Below are 16975 nucleotides of genomic sequence, written 5' to 3'. Positions count from 1 at the left end.
CTTAACCAAAAAGCAGGGTTGCTCACAAAGGGGCATACTTTACCTGAAATGAGCGGATTTGACATCAAGAAAAGTGACCTCTCGCTATTGCGAATAATTCTCACTTTCATATAATGATAATCATTCTTATTTGCATTAGAGACAACAATGAACGCAACGAAATTTTTTAGCTCAACGCACCCGTTGCTGCAACCGACGCAGTTTCGTCTCGCTCATAAACGGTTGGTGTTGCCTGTTGCACTTTTGGTGTTGCTGCTTAGTGACACGACTCGACAAATCACCGTGACGACTCTCTCTGACTCTTTCTGGGCGGTTTCTTGTTACGTCGCGGCCACGCTTGCCATTTACCACTATTTGTCTGGCTTTATGTCGCGCACCAATCGAGTGACACAACTTTATCGCGCATCACGCCACTACCAAGTCTTTTTTGCCGCTTTACTTGGCGCTCTGCCCGGTTGTGGCGGCGCCATTGTTGTCACAACGCAATTCATCAGCGGCCGAGTTGGCTTTGGAGCGATTGTCGCCGTGCTAACCTCAACCATGGGCGACGCTGCCTTTCTGCTGCTTGCCGCCAAACCCGTGACTGGACTCGGCGTTATTGCGTTGGGCATTGCGGTAGGAACCCTTTCTGGCATGGTGGTGAACGCACTCCATGGCGACGATTTTTTACGGCCCAAAGTGAGCGATGAACCTAACCGACCACATTGTTGCCAAAACAAGCAAGACGCACATACCCCATTTGAACAGCGAGCCATTAACTTGCAAGGCGCATTTTGGAAATGGCTTCTGATACCTGCCGCGGGCCTCGCTCTGCTTGGTTCGTTTCAAGTGGATGTGAATTTGCTGTTTGGTCTTGAGGAAAACACCATCGAATGGATGGGCGCGATTTTCGCCGTCACCAGCATGTTCCTTTGGGCATTGACCAAAGAGTTCGGCAGCTATCAATCCGCCGTCTCTGAAGACGAAAAGATCATCGACTCCCATCCGATTCAAAAAGCCGCCCAAGACACGAATTTCGTCAGTGCTTGGGTGATTTTGGCCTTTCTCGCCTTTGAACTGACTCGCTATTTTTCTGGGCTGAATCTACAGGCGACTTTCTCAGGATGGGGCGTATGGATGCCACTCATCGGGGTTGTCGTGGGAATGTTGCCCGGATGCGGGCCACAAATTCTCATGACCAGCTTATATCTCTCCGGTGCTGCTCCGCTCTCCGCGCAGCTCGCCAACGCGATTTCAAACGATGGTGACGCGCTCTTCCCTGCCATTGCAATGGCACCGAAAGCGGCCTTGGTCGCGACGATTTACTCTGCCATTCCGGCTTTTATTGTGGGTTATGGTTATTTCTTCCTGTTTGAATATTAGTTTGTACAAAGCAAACAACCGTCAAACACCCCATCATCTCAACGGAAAAGAGCCTCTATAAAGTGAGGCTCTTGTCTGGATATGCTTACGACTAAGCGCGCTTACGCTGTGACGATGGCTTTGGAATTCAAGCCCGGATTTAATTGGGTCACAAACAACTGGCAAGGCTCATCACTTAAACGTTCTTGTGTCCAGTAGTCGTACCAATGCACTGGCGTATCAGAGATCAACGTAAACTCTTTGTCTTGCTGGCCGTCATAATTGAACAAACAGTGCAGATCGTTTTTCTCGGTCAGTTTCAAGAAGGCGTGGTTGAGACTGAACGCAGTAAATTTCGCCGCATTCTGATTGTGCTTTTGACGAACCATCAATTTGGCAAGACAAGATTTGGCGAATGGCGTGATCTCAGGAAGTGGATCGCCCGACAGCAGCAGCCCGCCACACGCAAGTAGGACATTGCGGTGAAATTCATATTCTTGCCTTTGCGCACCTTGGTTAGGTAGCGAAGTGAACGTTGCGCAATCAGGATCAATCTGCCACAGTTTTCGATGCTGCCAACTGCGGTAGAAGGTCTCTTTGGCAGTTTGTTCGAAGCGATGTGCGTGGCGCTCAACGTCATCCGAAACGCGCATGGCATCAACCAATCCTAAAGAGGGCCACATTGGCGCGTTACAACCAAGTAGCCACGCTTCGCCCGCTCCTTGAGCGATCGCATCCATCCCGAGTCGATACGCTTCAACACCTGTTATGCCTTTTTGGTAACGCTGCCCTTTTAGCGCTCCCCAATAGTTAGCGTCCAATTTAAAGAGCTCTACACCCCACTCTTCTCGCATGGTTTTTACTACATGAGTTAGGTGCTCCTGCACTTCAGGATGTGATGTATCAAGGATATACCAAGGTGTACAGCGCCAACCGCCATAAGTGATGTCCTCTGCTTTTAGCAGTGAGCCATCCTGATGTTTAACAAACCATTCGGGATGCTTACGAAAGATCTCTGATTCAGGCTGAGCAATAAAAGGCGCCAACCAAATCGCTGGTTTTTTGCCACTCGCACGAATCTGTGCAATCAGTTGTTTGACTCCCCCTGAAAACTTGTCAGAAGGAGTCAGCCAATCGCCCATAAAGGCCTGATAGCCATCATCAAGTAAGACCCACTCCAGCGCCTCTAAGCTGCCCTGCATCTGCTCGACATTCGCTAAAATATTTTGCTGGCTCACATCGGCATAATAGGCATACCAAGAACACCAACCTACTGGCGAATTCTGCTCCACCCCTGCTCTGATCGGATGATGAAGCGCAATATGTTGCGCAAACTCAGCATAGAGCTCAGACAAAGACGCGCCTTCCAACAGCACCACAGATTCCAGCGTATTGGTTTCCCAATCTTGGATTTCCGTCTGTTCGCCATCAAGATAAGCGACAACATGCCAGTGGTTACCCGCCTGTTCCAGCTCAAAATAGCCCGCGAAGCGCCGACATGAGGTAAAACCAAACAAGGTGTAACCTTGTGATTCCTCAATCACTAAGTAATTGTAGTAACGCTTAGGCGCATGCTGTGAATAAAGGCGATATTGTGGGTTATTGTCAGGACAACGACCGATGTCGATCACTTGGTCTCGAGTGCCTGTGGTCTGCGCCAACATTTGAAACCCGTCCCCCAAGAGCTGAGCCTGAGCTTCAAAATGGAAAGGAGTACGAAAAAGTTCAAATCGATCATCGATGATACGGTTGTGCATACCGTGATAGCAGAAGTGAACTTCATTGTTATTTATCGTCACTTCCAGTTCATCATCATTCACCTCGAAAAGGATGTGATTGCCTAAGGTATAAGGGCTTTTCATGAAATCTGCTCACTGTGTTTTTCTTGTATTATCAGTCAATAGCAGCACTACAAATCGTTATCTTCATCACGATTTGCTGGCAAAGATTTTCAAATTGCCTATCAAATTGAGAATAACTCAACGCCGAAGAGTCAATTTTCTCTAACGAATTGTTATTTATAAAAATTCTGCTTGGCACAAGCTTTGCGTACAACCAAAAAGCAAGCACAAAACCGACACTAAGATGGGACGATAGCATGATGACAAGCAAACCCAATCATCACACACGATTGTCAGCGCCGATCATTTTTATCGGTCCCGGCCGTTCAGGGTCGACCGTTATTTCTGAGTTTGTCATGGCTCATCATAGCCTAGGCTGGCCAGACAACTACTGCGAGTGGTTTCCGTCTCTACCATCACTGGCTTGGCTCACCCGACTCACCAATAACTCGCTTTGGTACGTATCCGGCGAAAAAGCGCAGCTTAATCACACGTTACCGCTCAATAACTTGCTACCCAGACCCGCTGAGGCATGGCCTTTGTGGCAAAAGATCACTCGTGATGAGATCGATTTTAGCCGGGAATTTTTGCTTCACCAGAGAGCCAGTGCAGAGGAGAAACAACGGATTCGTCGTTATTTAAATCAGCATTTGCGAGCGCAAGGCAAACCGCGTTTAGCAATGAAATTTACTGGCCCAGGACGTGTGGAGTATTTGTCCAGTATATTCCCAGATGCGTTGTTTATTAATGTCGTTCGCGAGCCCGTCGCCACCGTCAATTCACTGCTCAAGGTGCCATTTTGGCAAGCACAGGGGTTACATCAGCTGTGGTGGCGGGGTGCCTACAGCAACCACGAACTCGAAACCTATCAGCAAATTCGTCACGACCCGGTATGCAGCACCGCATTTCAACTGAGTAAAATCCTGAAAACCACCGAGGAGGAAATCGCACGAACAAAAGTAAAATCGTTGACGGTTCACTACGAGGACTTTGTTCGAGATCCGCAGTTTATCATCCATCAAATTATGCATTTTTGTCACCTTCCCTCTTGCGAAAGAGTGCGCAACAAACTGAGAAACAGTCCCATTAGGGATCAAAACAAAGCAGCAAAAGTGAGTGGTATCGCGAAAAGAGTATCCGCTTGGTGTGAAAACGAAAAGACCCTCGAATCCTGAGGGTCAAAGAAAAGGCAGTGGATTATCGCCAAAAAAGCGTCCTGCTTTAAATGGCCCGCAATGCAGGCCATAAATTGCTAAGGAAGTTCTTAGAAGTCGTAAGCAACTTTGAAGAATGCTGCTAGATCATCGCTGTTATTGTCATCAGACAGATCAACTTTGATGTCAACAAGTGCAGACAGCTTGTTAGTGAACTGGTAAGAACCACCGAAGTTAGTCCACTCTGAATCTACGCCATTTGATTCGTATGCTTCTTGATTTGCGTAACCGATAGCTAGGTATAGCTTGTCGATTGTGTAGCCTGCAGATGCACTGTAAAGCATAGACTCATCACCGTTGAAACGCTCGTGGTTCGCAACATTCGCGCCGATCGCTAGATCACCGAAAGTCACCACACCGTTCACTAGGTAGATTTGCTCGATGTCAGTGCCACCAGCTTTCTCGTCGTTCTTCTCGTAACCCGCGTTAACTTGGAACTGTTCATTTTTGAAACCAACATAGCCGTTGAAACCACGTTGACCAGATGCGTCTGCTTCGCGGTCACCGTAGTAAGCGATGCCGTATTTGAAGCCTTCTTTCATGCCTTCAAATTTGATCACTTGGTTTACGTCAGAAGCGTCAGATGCAGATGCACCGTACTCGATAGTTAGATCCGCTGCGCCGTCTACTGCATCAAGAGCAGAGTCGTTTGCGTAACCGATAGACGCTACGCCAAAACCGGTTTTGTAACCAACCCAAGTGTCGATCACAGAGAATTTAGCATCCATTGAAGAGTAGTTTTCAGCTAGATCGAATTCACCTGCAAACTGACCGATTACGTTGCCTTTTTGGTAGTTGATGAATAGATCAAAACCAGTTACATCGTAGTTGTGAAATTCTTTTTTCTCGCCGTTTACTTTACGACCTTCTAGGTACTCACCACCGACAGCCACTTGACCACCAACAGAGAATTCTTCGCCAGAAAGGATTAGGTCGATCATTGACTCACGAGCACGCTCAGAAACGTTTTGGTTTACGTCTGCTGCGATCGCAGAACCAGCAACAAGAGATAGCGCCACCGCTAATACTGTTTTTTTCATTTTTATTTTGTCCTATCAATTTTATAGATTTTTTCACCACTCGACTTAGCCCGTAAGCGTCAGCCGTTGCGGCGAAATTATTCTCAAAGACAAAACTTTCCTAATAAAACATTACAAATAGATATAAATTACAACCACTAGGGCAAGGAAATTTTTCTAAAAAACAATGAAAAACGCGCTCTATTTAATCGATTAACTGTATTTTTAGCGAACGCAATCACAAAAACAGCCAATAATTCACAAAAAAGTATAAATCTAAAATCAGCATATAAATTTTCAGTTTTAATCACTTTCAATGACACCCCACCAAATACAAGCGAAAAAAACCGCACCAAAACGCTCACAAAGCATACAGGCCAACCAATTACTCAGCGTCTAATTTAACTCTTTGTTTAGCATTAGATATACGTTTCTAGGACTGCGGCGTCTTCTTATAACGTATATAGGTATCGGTACTTTGATCATATACCTATGTGTTTATGCTCGGACTGTTCCAGTCGCCAATGGAGTGAACAGGCACACGCCTTTCTTCTATAGGAGAGATATCGACTTCGTGAATGCGCTTCGAATGCGATAGCTCACAGCGAAAATGAGTCAACATCCAACGCAGTGACTTGGCTCCTTCTATTGGAGCCCAAGCACTCCAACTCTCTTTTTTCTCACTTTGATATTCAACACTAATTTGCTGATAGACTTTTAAGCTTCCGCCAAAAATATCTCCTGGCAATTTCGAACGAATGGTTATAGAGGGAAAAGAAAACTCCCGCTTGTTCATTGGTTTGAGTCTCATCAACAACCGTTCTCCCTTAGCTATACCCTTCGTAAAACAACTCTCGAACAACCGTCATCCCTTCCTGTGGCACTCCTTCAAGCGTGATCACCCCATGCACTTCTGGAGACATCTCAACATCATATTTTTTAAATGGCCAAAACATGGTATTTGCTCCTGACGAAAAAGACCCTAACGAAAACCGCACAAAACCAATAGCAGCGCGACTCTTTGAGCCATAGCCCCACTTTATTGAGTACATCCAGTTGAGATCATATGGAAAACGACAAAACAGCGAGCGTAATTCGCTAGAAGAAAATAATTTGTGGGAAGGAGCTCGAAGGAATATGTAATGGATAATTCTATTTTTGCGTTATCGAAACAAAAAAAAGGTCCGGCATGTATGCCAGACCTTTTCTCGTTCATTATCAAGCTGCGATTACGCGACTTCGATTGGACCACCAAATGAGGTGACTGGTGGAACTTTGCCGGTAAACTTCTCGAAGTCTACGATACAGGTGTTCGCAGAAGTTGCCTGTGCCAATTCAGAAGAGCCGATGTCTTGAGTCAGTGTGTTTGGATCACCATATGTGTCGATTGCGCCCACTTTCTCGTTAAGCGGGCCGTACCACGCGCCTTCTTCGATACGAATCACGCCACGTGGGTAGCTGTCCGTTAGCACAGCACCAGCAAGAAGCTGACCACGGTCATTAAACACGCGTACCAAATCACCCTCTTTGATGCCTTTTGCTCTTGCATCAAGTGGGTTGATGTAGACTGGCTCACGACCTTTTACTGCGTAAGTCGCACGGAACTCTTCAGATTCACACATCTGAGAGTGCAGGCGTTTGTCTGGGTGACAAGATTGCAACCAGAACGGATGTTTGTCTGAACCTGGTCCGCCGTGTGAACGTTCTGATTTTTCGAACCACATTGGGTGCTCTTGACAGTGTTCATAACCGTAACGACCGATCTTACGAGACGTGATCTCGATAAAACCTGAAGGTGTACCCAGTGGGTTGATTTCAGGGTCTTGACGGAAGTCCGCGTGACGAACCCAAGGTTGACCTTGGCCGAAGTCCAGTACGCTCTTCTCCCAGAACTCATCAAACTCTGGCATCTCAAATTTGCCTTCGTTCGATTTCTTACAATCGTTGTATAGGCTGCGAATCCAATCCATTTCACTCATACCGCGAGAGTATTCTTCACTGCGGCCAAAGCGCTCAGTCAATTCCTTCATGATTTGGAAGTCTGGCTTAGATTGGAACAGTGGATCCACCAAACGGTGCATCGCAATCAAACCACGGCTTGAGTATGAACCGTATACGTCGATGTCATTGCGTTCCCACTGGGTACATGCTGGTAGCACGATGTCTGAGAAGCGACACGTCGCTGTCCACGCGAAGTCGATCGTCACAACAGTTTGTAGTTTCTGGAACGCTTGCTTCATGCGGTTGCGATCTTGATGGTGGTGCCATGGGTTACAACCCGAAATGACCATCATCTTGAAGTCTGGCAGCTTCACTTTGCCACCGTTGTAGTTGATCTCTTTGCCTGGCTCTAGCAGACAGTCGATCCAACGCGCAACAGGGATAGTACGGCTGTAACCATTGAAGTCATTGTTGTCCCACTTAGGTTTCATGCCTGCATCAAGGTTACGAGGGAAACCACCAGGGCCAGCAAAACCGGTTGAAGGCACACCGATACTTGAGTAGTGGTGACCATAAGAGATACCACCGCCAGGCAAGCCGATTTGACCGATCATTGCCGCAACAACCGCTGCTGCCCAGTAAGGCTGTTCACCGTGCTCTTGACGTTGGATACACCAACCCATCAGGATCTGAGTGCGACCTTTCACAAGCATGCGGGCAAATTCACGGATTTTGTCCGCTTTCACGCCACAAATAGGCGCAGCCCATTCTGGTGTTTTCTCAACTTTGTCCTTAGTTTTGCCTTGAACGTAGTTGATGAACTCTTCAAAGCCAAGACAGTAAGTTTCGATGAACTTCTTATCGTATAGGTTTTCAGTGTAGAGAACGTGTGCAATCGCCAACATAAACGGTACATCTGTCATTGGGTTGACATACAGATGATCGTTCTCTAGGTAACGCTGTGTTTTGTTCTTAACTGGGTCAACCGAAATCACGTTGATCTCGCCTTTGGCCACTTTCTCTTTTAGTTGCGCAAGGTAAGCGTAAGATTCATGCGTTTCACAGTTCCAACCCACTTGTAGGTTTTTCACTGGGTCGTTCGCCCAAAGAATAATGTTGTCTGCGTTTTCTAAAATCTCAGACCAAGACGTGCCTTGTGCGTATACTTCGGTAGAACCTAGCACGTATGGCAGAATCGTTTGACCGGCACCGGTTGAGTAGTCACCAACTTTGGTGATGTAGTTACCGTGCATGCCCACAGCGCGCTGCATATGTGCAGTACAGTTGTTGAATGAACCGGTTTGGTTCCAACCTGTTTGGCCTGCGTGTAGCGCCCAAGGGCCGTACTCTTTTTGTACGCGCTCTAGCTCACGGTAGAACAGATCCAGCGCTTCATCCCAAGTCACACGTACAAAACGGTTGTTACCGCGCGTATCTGCGCTGTACTTGTGTTTTTTCAGCCAGTCAAGGCGCACCATTGGGTAACGCACACGTGAAGGGCTGTAGATGATGCCTTTGATGCCGTTTAGCATCTCAGTTGGGTTTTGGTCTAGCTCTATCGGTTTGATCTCTTGAACTTTACCCGCGTAGATGTGGGCGCGGAACGCGCCCCAGTGAGAACCAGATACTTTCCAAGTTCCTGTTGTTTCTACTGCGTTTGCAGAAGCCGACGCCAATAAGCTAGGACCGATAACAGAGGCAGCACTTGTCGTTGCTACGCCCTTAAGAAAACTTCTTCTTGTAATAGCCATTTAAATTACTCCATCCAATGCTTATTAGTGATGACCTTCAGCATAATCTGAAGAGTGCTTCTGTAGATATTTCAAGATCAGTGCTTCGCTATCCGTATCAAGGTTCACGAACGCTAGCATGCCGTCAAACATACCTGGCCAAGTATTGGCATCGAAGTGCGCTTCTGCTGGTTGCGTGTGACACACTGAACAGTTTGTTTTGTATGCTTCACGAGATTTTTCCCACACTGGGTTGATGTCGTTCAGCATTGACTCTTTCTTGATCCACACTTTCGCGGCCACTTTTTCCCATGGAAGACCAGTCAGCTCATCCACTTTCTCTTCACCAGTGGTGACAATCTTGTCATCCATAGACGCTTCTTTTAGTAGCGAAGCCACTGCGATGTTCTTGCCGAAATCTTCTTGGATTACACGACCAAAGCCTTTTGCTTTACGCCAGCCGTCGATCTCGATTTCGACATAATCGCCTTTGTCTTCCAATACTTTTACGGTAGACGCAGGGTTCAATAGACCCGCTTCGGTTTGACCTTGTGCATCAAAGTAGATTGGTAAGTGACGAACACTCACGAGCTCTTTACCCACAGAGTAATCGGTATTGGATGCCATCTGCTCTAGGTCACCCACGATGCCGCCAATGCTATCCATACCTGCTGGTAGTTTGTGTGCGATACCTTTGTGACAGTCAACACAGCTTTGATCTTTCTCTGCCGCTTGCTTCATTTGGATGCGAGCTGTTGGAGACATTTGCTCGAAATCCATCGAGTCGTAGTTATGACAGTTTTTACATTCAAGGGATTTGTTGGCTGAGAAGCGATCCCATTCGTGTTTTGCTAGCTCGATACGGCGAGCTTCGAAAACGCCCGGTTCATCGTAGTTGCCAAATACTTGCGCAAAAACTTCTTTAGACGCCTGCATTTTACGTGCAATTTTGTCCGTCCAGTTGTGGGGTACGTGGCAGTCAGGACAGGTCGCGCGAACACCTGAGTGGTTTTTCCAGTGCACCGTCTCTTGCAATTCTTGGTACACGTTGTCACGCATGGTGTGACAACTAACACAAAACTCTTCGGTGTTGGTTGCTTCGAGCGCGGTATTAAAACCACCCCAGAAAATCACACCGGCAATGAAGCCGCCCACGGTCAGCACACCAAGGCTGATATGAACTGCTGGGCGCGTTACAGTACGCCACAATTTAATGATCAATGATTTCATTGTCTGCTCTCTTAAAATCTTTTCAAAAGTGTGGAGGTAAGTTCACAGGCTTACATGCCGTGAGCACCTGGAGGTCCGAAGAAGAAAACCTGCAACATCCAAACGATGAAGCCATATCCACCAACGAACGCCACACTCAAGATTGGAAAGAGGACGACGGTAATGAAGAGGAAAGATTTCCACTCCAATGAGCGCTTTTCAGTACTCTCAATTTTGTTAACATCACTCATACATTTGCCTATTTTGTATTTAGTAATTTCAGTTGCCTCACCCCAACAGGATGAAACTTTTAACACTATCTAATGCAAAATGTTAGACCATACACAATGTATGGTTCAATCAATTCCCGACGCCCTACCCTTGTTATTCAACACTTTTTTGAGCTCATCCAGAGATGTGTCGGATTGATATTTCATGTGTAAATTTGTGAATAGATGTGAAGAAATAAGTCCTTTGCATTATTGTTAAAAACAAAACAACCACATAACACAAATGCTAGCAAAGTGATATTTTTTAGCTGGACTGATTCTTATTCTCTCAAAAATAAAACAATCCGCATGATGATTATGTGATTTTATTGTTACCACAATGTGAATGCCAAAGGAGCAAAATAGCAGTCTAAAGTGGCCCTCTTAATGCAAAAACCGTTCAACATTTAAGCAAACAAGCAACTCAAGAAATACATACGCTGCGACTCACCATTCGTGATTTACGCAGTGTGACTTCTGACAAGAAATCGAATCAGACGCCTTCCCATATCACCTCAGATTCGTTTCAATCCCGATATGACCAATGGAAAGAGATGGGTATGGAATCGGTTATTGATCTCACTTGGGAGGCACTCTTGGCGTTTTCCAGCCTCCTTGTTATCCCGCTATTCATTAGCCACTTCTATCAGCTGGCGATCGCGAAAGAAGCCCTACTGAGTGTTGGCCGTATGGCACTGCAACTGATTTTAGTGGGCTTCTATTTGGAGTATCTGTTTACCCTAAATGACTGGCGCATCAATGTAATTTGGTTATTGGTGATGCTCACCGTTGGCGCTTCTTCTATTGTCAGCAAAGCCCACTTGCCACAAAGTCAGCTACTCTTTCCTACCTTATTCGGGCTCGCTGGAGGTATGTTGCCAATACTCTCAGTGTTGCTTGTTGGCATCATCGTGCCAACACCTTGGTATCACACGCAATATATGATTCCTTTGGCTGGTATGCTGCTGGGCAACAGCTTAAGTGGCAATATTGTCGCTTTGCAAAATCTGTTTGATTGCTATCGCAATCGAAGCAATGAATACGAAGCTGCGATCGCCCTCGGTGCATCGCCACGTTATGCGTCACTTCTGTTTGTTAGGCAAACGATGCAAAAATCTTTTGCTCCTATTCTTGCCTCAATGGCGGCGACAGGGCTGGTCACATTACCTGGCATGATGACAGGACAAATCTTGGGGGGCGCAAGTCCGATGGTGGCGATTAAATATCAACTGATCATTATGATCGCGATTTTTGTCACCCTCGCCCTTTCTGTTGTCATCACTTTAGAGCTGGTGCTACATCGCTGTTTAGATAGAAATGGGCGAGTGAAAATAAACACTCAGGATACAAAATGAGCAGTTTACTCTCTTTTTCTAACCGCCTCTTTTCTAATCATTTTTAGCCGAAATAAGATACCCACGAACTTTACGACAGGTTATCCACAGAAAATGTGGATAACCTCGTTCGGTGCCGATCTGTTGGTGTCTTAAAAACGCAGGAAGTTCGTAACACGGCCGTCATGATTGAGACGTAACTTACCTATTAGGCATCCGACGGAGAGGAAGAATATGGACTATTCACCGCAATACCACGATGAGCTGCAGCAAGATTGTCGAGAGTGGCTAATTGATATGCCCTTTGAGTTGCCTCCGCAACCAACAGAGTTCTCATCAAGCTCAAGTGATTTCTATATGGTATGAAAAGCGAAAAAAGCAGACTTAACGTCTGCTTTTTAGTTATCTAAGAATCGCGGTGAATAGTGTCACTCAGCGATTAATCGCGCAGGTAGATTAACCAATACCACATGCCAACAAACACACCACCACCGATGATATTGCCAAGCGTAACGGGCAATAGGTTATTCAGCAGAAAGTCCATCATGTTCAGGTCGGCGTAATCGGCAATGTTGGCACCCGTCATTTGCCAAAATTCAGCAGGGGCAAAATTTTTGATACCAATCGCCATCGGCACTTGGAACATATTGGCAATACAGTGCTCAAAACCTGCCGAGACAAACATCGCAACAGGAAGAATCATCACGGCAATTTTATCCGTTAGTGTACGACCGCTAAACGTCATCCACACAGCGATACAAACCAGCACATTACACATGATGCCTAAAGCTACAGCAGAGAAAAAGCTGTGGTGCATCTTATGCTGTGAAATCGCCATCGCGTTTAGGCCAACCTGTCCATGGTCAAACATGTACTGCTTAGTGATCAACATGCAAACCACCAGCAAAATGGCGCCAACCAAGTTACCGACATAAACCACAAACCAGTTTTTGATCAGAACACGCCAAGAGATTTTACCGCTGGCACGTGCAACTAAGGTCAGCACTGAACTCGTAAACAGTTCACCACCAGTCACAACAACAAGGATTAAGCCTAAGCTAAATGCCAAGCCACCAATTAAGCGCGTAATGCCCCAAGGAAGATCCACTGCGCCAGTGGTCACTGTGGTATAGAAAACAAAGGCGATACCAATGTGAATACCTGCCGAAATAGCAAGTAAAAATGATTTAACCGGATCCTTGGTCGCTTTCCCTTCACCGATCTCTGCCGCTCTTTCCGCGGCCTGTGGTGGTAGTAGCGAGTCAAATTGATTGAAGTTCATTGCAAAGTAACATTTGGAAACAATTTCGAGTGGCGCGGATAATCTCTCCTTTTCCAGAGTTTTTCAAGGGGTATTTTTTATGTTTACAAAAAATGTTGTTTTAGTGAGTTGATGTAAAAAACCAGATTGCGACAACCTATTCGCATTTTCTGCTTTCAGTTTCTGTGCTGGCATTAAGAATGGCTCGCCAACACCTTATATCCAAACGTATTTTAGCAAACCATAGAAACAAAAATGCCTCATATGGTTGAGGCATTTTTGGGATTAGTGTTAGCGAAGCTCTGAGGTTATTCTGCTGCATTCTCTGGCTGCGTTTCTGGCGCTGCGGTTTCGCTACTCGCCTCAACGGCGCTTGCTGCTTCTTCAGTTTCAATCGCTTCGGCTTTAGGGGCTGCCTCTTCTACTTGAGGAGCTTGCTCTTCTAATGCTGTCCCCTCTTGCACTGGCTCTGCCTGTTCCACAGTAGACGCAGGCTGATCTTTTGCCGCTAACTGAAGTTTCAGATTCGCGACCAACTCTTCCAAGCTCTTGATATGCGCAGCTTCACGTTCAATGTGGGCATTTAACGCCAACTCACGTTGATTGGCTTTTTCCAATGCTGCTTTCTGCTCCGCCGACTTGGTTTCAAGCACTTTCACTTTGCTATTAAGCTCCGTCACCTGCTGAGACAAATCGGTAGTTTTGTTTGCTTCGTGCATGCGTTTCACGCTGTCAAGAATCTTCTCGCTTTGTTCTCTCAACATCACATCACGGTAATCAGAACCATCAACTGCTTTAGAGATGGCGAGCAGCTTATTTTCAATTTCTAAAACTGAGTTTTCAAAAGCATCATCTTCAACAGAAGCCAACAACTTCACCTGATGCGTGACTTGCTTAACGTGTTCGATTTCGAACTTCGCATTTGCAACAGCCAGCTCAATCGCGGCTTTGTCACGAGGATTCGTTTGAGCAATATTGGCGGCGATATTGACTACATTTTCTGCCGTTGCAAAACTCACTGGCGCCACTTCGTTAAAGTCTTCTTTCTTTAGCGTGGTCAGTTCTTGCTTCAGTGGAAGAATCAGCGTTTTATGGATGACCTTCACTTCTAGCTGTTTCGCCGTGTTCAAAAACGCCACTTGTTTTTCTTGCGCTTCATCAAGTTCATCAACCACAACATAGGCGAACAGTTTCTTGTATTGTTGTAGCACCTTGTTGTAATCGGAGGCGTAGTGGTCCGCCGCATTAATCTCTTTTAGATAGTCCATCTGAGCAATCGAGTCAGCCAGAATCACATCTGCTTTCAACTTCAGGCTCTGCAAGGCAGCATGGTTTTGCTCAACGAGCTTAAGTTGCTCTTGATACGCTTGTGCATAAGTTTCACCTGAAAACAGTGAATGACTTTTACCAGCAAGTTCTGGCTCTTTTTCCAACTTAGCGTAAATTTCACTCAGTTCCTTCCACGCAGAGTTCATGTCCTTGAAATTTTCTGGCGCATAGATCGCCAACTCAGCACTTTGCTTTAGTGTTTCTTGCCACTGTTGGTAAGACGTTTGGATTCCCGCAAATGGGGTGGCTGTATTTTCTGCGACAACATTGGTGGTTGCTTCGCTCACCTTTTCATCAGGAGTCGATTGACAGCCAACCATCGAAAGCACCATTGATGTAACCAGTGCCATCTTAAATTTGTTCATCATTTGTTTCCTTCTAAAACTAGCTCATTGACGCGCAAGTGTTTTTTCCCCCTCGATGCTTCTAAAGCCAGCAGGCGAAACATGAAGAAATGAAGCACTCGCAAAAAATTGATAGTAAACGGGCGTTTTCGTACACCCTGTAATCTTGAATAGACGTCTAAATATATTACAAATGTCTTGAGATTAATACTTTGTATTGATTGTGAGAATAATAAAACAGCGTTTCTTATCGAAAAACCACATTCATCTGGTTAGAAAAAGAGCAAATCATTGTCTAGCTAACAATTCTTACTCTTTATGATTGTAACTGCTGGGTAAGCATACTAAGTTGAAACAAAACGATTTGTCGGAGTATGAGTATGAAATTTACAGAAGAACACTTAGCTGAAATGAACCTATTACTGCAATTTGATTTGAGCAGCGCAGCAACAGGGATAAAAGTGCACAAAGATGCGGCGGAATCGACTCAAGCTGCGGTAAAACGTCTATTTGATAAAGGCCTATGTACTCAAATCGACGGAGGCTACCTCACTGACGAAGGTATTGAAGTAGCAGAGCACGCAGAAAAAACATTGAGAGTATTAAGCGCATAATGCTTTAGCGCAACTGACTGAGAATAATAAAGACTCGCTTTTGGTTTATTCAAAAGCGAGTCTTTTTGTTTCTCTAGCTAGGTGACGGAGCGTGCTAACAACACACTGTTGAATATTGCGAACCCCGCAGAGCATTGTCTAGCGAGAAAATAAGGCATTCACCCGTTGATAGGGTTGAACGCGGTCATAAAACCAATTAAACCCCGTCGCGTAAACTAGGAAAAAGAGCAAAAAACCCGCTTCCAGCAGCAAGGCTTGTAATATCGAGATGCTGAGGAACCAAGAGATCACTGGAATGGTAATAAAGATGAGCCCTCCCTCAAATCCGAGCGTATGCAAAAGACGCATTTTTAATCCTCTCTCTGCTCGATTCTCACCAAACCATTGATCAAAATATTGGTTATAGATGTAATTCCAAATGACGGTAAAGATACTCAGCCCGATCCCTACAATAGCCAGTGCCGAAGCCCCTTTTCCAGTCATCAAAGATGTCGCTGGTACAATAATCGCCAATGCCAAAAGTTCAAACGCCACGGCATGAAAAAGTCGTTCACCTTGTGTCATCACAAAACCTCTTACTGATGCTTTTCAATCACACACATTCTATCTACCATTAAGATACACAAAAGTTAGATACCATCTATAAAAGCGATATGTTTACTATTGAGCAACTACAAGCATTCGTCACTACCTCAGAAAAAGGCTCCTTTTCTGCCGCTGCGAGGGCGCTTGGTAAAGCGCAATCGGTCATCAGCCAACATATTATGAATATGGAGCTTGATTGCGGGGTGGCTCTTTTTGATCGCACAGGGCGATACCCTGTACTCAATTCGTCAGGTTTAGCACTTCTCCCTTACGCAAAAGCAACTCTGGAACAGTTGGAGAGATTCTCTAATAAAGCCAGTTCGCTATTTGAACCGCGCGCGTCGCAACTGATTCTTGCCGTCGACGAAGGTGTACCGCTTTTAACGTTGCCACACGTTTTTCGTACCTTGGAGGCGTCATTTCCAGAGCTACAAATCGAGTGTTTAACGGCTTCAAGCCCCGATATTATTGAGTTGGTGGAATCTGGGCGCGCGACTACCGGCATCATTTTGAGTGAAACCGTACTGCCATCGACCATCGATTTCTCAAGCTTAGGAGCGGTTGCTTTTGATGTGTTCGTGTCCACTGAACATCCTTTGGCTTCGATGTCATTAACGCATAGCGACCAACTCAAGCTGCATCGGCAATTGGTCATACGATCTAAGAACGCTCAGTTCAGCTCTCTGAATCAAGCCTTTGGCCCTGACGTTTGGTACGCTGATAACTATTTTATGCTGTTAGAGATGGCAAAAGCTGGCTTCGGCTGGTGTCTGCTACCAGAGCACCTTATTGGCGCAGAACAACACGGCTTGGTGAAAATACAAAATCCTCAGTTGCAATTTGGCTGGCAAGCCAATATCGATGTGATACAACATCAGAAATGGCACTCTGATCCAGTGCATTTAGAAACGCGTAGATTGCTGCGTAACTTATTTGGGAAATAG

At 45.7% G+C, this 16975-nt stretch carries 16 protein-coding genes; 6 read left to right on the top strand and 10 right to left on the bottom strand.

Annotated elements, in window-relative coordinates; translation table 11 throughout:
* Positions 1–147 precede the first annotated feature (147 nt).
* A complete protein-coding gene (locus tag FC652_RS02220; RefSeq protein ID WP_176297324.1) occupies positions 148–1362 on the top strand; it encodes a putative manganese transporter in 1215 nt (404 codons plus the stop codon).
* Positions 1363–1463: 101 nt separating this feature from the next.
* Here the strand turns inward: FC652_RS02220 and FC652_RS02215 are convergent, their stop codons facing one another.
* Complete coding sequence (locus tag FC652_RS02215) at positions 1464–3203, bottom strand: glycoside hydrolase family 36 protein (protein WP_176297323.1); 1740 nt, start codon at positions 3201–3203, stop codon at positions 1464–1466.
* Between the two features lie 236 nt (positions 3204–3439).
* Between FC652_RS02215 and FC652_RS02210 the strand changes: the two genes are divergently transcribed.
* Positions 3440–4357 (top strand): sulfotransferase, encoded by a 918-nt coding sequence (locus tag FC652_RS02210; protein WP_176297322.1) that lies wholly within the window; start codon positions 3440–3442, stop codon positions 4355–4357.
* An 89-nt stretch (positions 4358–4446) separates the two neighbouring features.
* Here FC652_RS02210 and FC652_RS02205 read toward each other — a convergent pair whose 3' ends face one another.
* From FC652_RS02205 to torE, 6 genes are all read right to left on the bottom strand, one after another.
* Positions 4447–5436 (bottom strand): porin, encoded by a 990-nt coding sequence (locus tag FC652_RS02205; protein ID WP_011080714.1) that lies wholly within the window; start codon positions 5434–5436, stop codon positions 4447–4449.
* A gap of 469 nt (positions 5437–5905) precedes the next feature.
* Positions 5906–6226: a hypothetical protein gene (locus FC652_RS02200; protein ID WP_336886289.1), complete on the bottom strand. Its 321-nt coding sequence runs from the start codon at positions 6224–6226 to the stop codon at positions 5906–5908.
* Between the two features lie 16 nt (positions 6227–6242).
* Positions 6243–6371 (bottom strand): hypothetical protein, encoded by a 129-nt coding sequence (locus FC652_RS20810; RefSeq protein ID WP_332214734.1) that lies wholly within the window; start codon positions 6369–6371, stop codon positions 6243–6245.
* Between the two features lie 273 nt (positions 6372–6644).
* On the bottom strand, positions 6645–9107 hold the full coding sequence (torA, locus tag FC652_RS02195) for a trimethylamine-N-oxide reductase TorA (protein ID WP_176297321.1): 2463 nt from the start codon (positions 9105–9107) through the stop codon (positions 6645–6647).
* Between the two features lie 24 nt (positions 9108–9131).
* The gene (gene torC, locus FC652_RS02190; RefSeq protein WP_176297320.1) at positions 9132–10316 is read right to left on the bottom strand and encodes a pentaheme c-type cytochrome TorC; all 1185 of its coding nucleotides are present in this window, start codon (positions 10314–10316) and stop codon (positions 9132–9134) included.
* 50 nt (positions 10317–10366) lie between these two features.
* A complete protein-coding gene (gene torE / locus FC652_RS02185) occupies positions 10367–10546 on the bottom strand; it encodes a trimethylamine N-oxide reductase system protein TorE (RefSeq protein WP_017790594.1) in 180 nt (59 codons plus the stop codon).
* A gap of 578 nt (positions 10547–11124) precedes the next feature.
* Here torE and FC652_RS02180 point away from each other — a divergent pair.
* Together FC652_RS02180 and FC652_RS20520 are read left to right on the top strand one after the other, a co-directional pair.
* Positions 11125–11919 (top strand): ABC transporter permease, encoded by a 795-nt coding sequence (locus FC652_RS02180; RefSeq protein WP_255199119.1) that lies wholly within the window; start codon positions 11125–11127, stop codon positions 11917–11919.
* Positions 11920–12132: 213 nt separating this feature from the next.
* The gene (locus FC652_RS20520; protein WP_255199118.1) at positions 12133–12264 is read left to right on the top strand and encodes a hypothetical protein; all 132 of its coding nucleotides are present in this window, start codon (positions 12133–12135) and stop codon (positions 12262–12264) included.
* 73 nt (positions 12265–12337) lie between these two features.
* Here FC652_RS20520 and focA read toward each other — a convergent pair whose 3' ends face one another.
* Positions 12338–13180: a formate transporter FocA gene (gene focA, locus FC652_RS02175; RefSeq protein WP_176297318.1), complete on the bottom strand. Its 843-nt coding sequence runs from the start codon at positions 13178–13180 to the stop codon at positions 12338–12340.
* Positions 13181–13467: 287 nt separating this feature from the next.
* The gene (locus FC652_RS02170; protein WP_176297317.1) at positions 13468–14853 is read right to left on the bottom strand and encodes a DNA repair protein; all 1386 of its coding nucleotides are present in this window, start codon (positions 14851–14853) and stop codon (positions 13468–13470) included.
* Positions 14854–15212: 359 nt separating this feature from the next.
* On the opposite strand from FC652_RS02170, the gene FC652_RS02165 reads away from it, so the two are divergent.
* A complete protein-coding gene (locus tag FC652_RS02165; protein ID WP_176297316.1) occupies positions 15213–15446 on the top strand; it encodes a TIGR02647 family protein in 234 nt (77 codons plus the stop codon).
* A gap of 138 nt (positions 15447–15584) precedes the next feature.
* Here the strand turns inward: FC652_RS02165 and FC652_RS02160 are convergent, their stop codons facing one another.
* Complete coding sequence (locus tag FC652_RS02160; protein ID WP_130192819.1) at positions 15585–16010, bottom strand: PACE efflux transporter; 426 nt, start codon at positions 16008–16010, stop codon at positions 15585–15587.
* Between the two features lie 89 nt (positions 16011–16099).
* Between FC652_RS02160 and FC652_RS02155 the strand changes: the two genes are divergently transcribed.
* On the top strand, positions 16100–16975 hold the full coding sequence (locus tag FC652_RS02155; RefSeq protein WP_045620164.1) for a LysR family transcriptional regulator: 876 nt from the start codon (positions 16100–16102) through the stop codon (positions 16973–16975).

Source organism: Vibrio sp. 05-20-BW147, from assembly GCF_013369385.1.
In the GTDB taxonomy this organism is placed as follows: domain Bacteria; phylum Pseudomonadota; class Gammaproteobacteria; order Enterobacterales; family Vibrionaceae; genus Vibrio; species Vibrio floridensis.
Note: the sequence above shows the minus strand (reverse complement) of the source record. Positions and strands in the feature narration are given on the sequence as shown.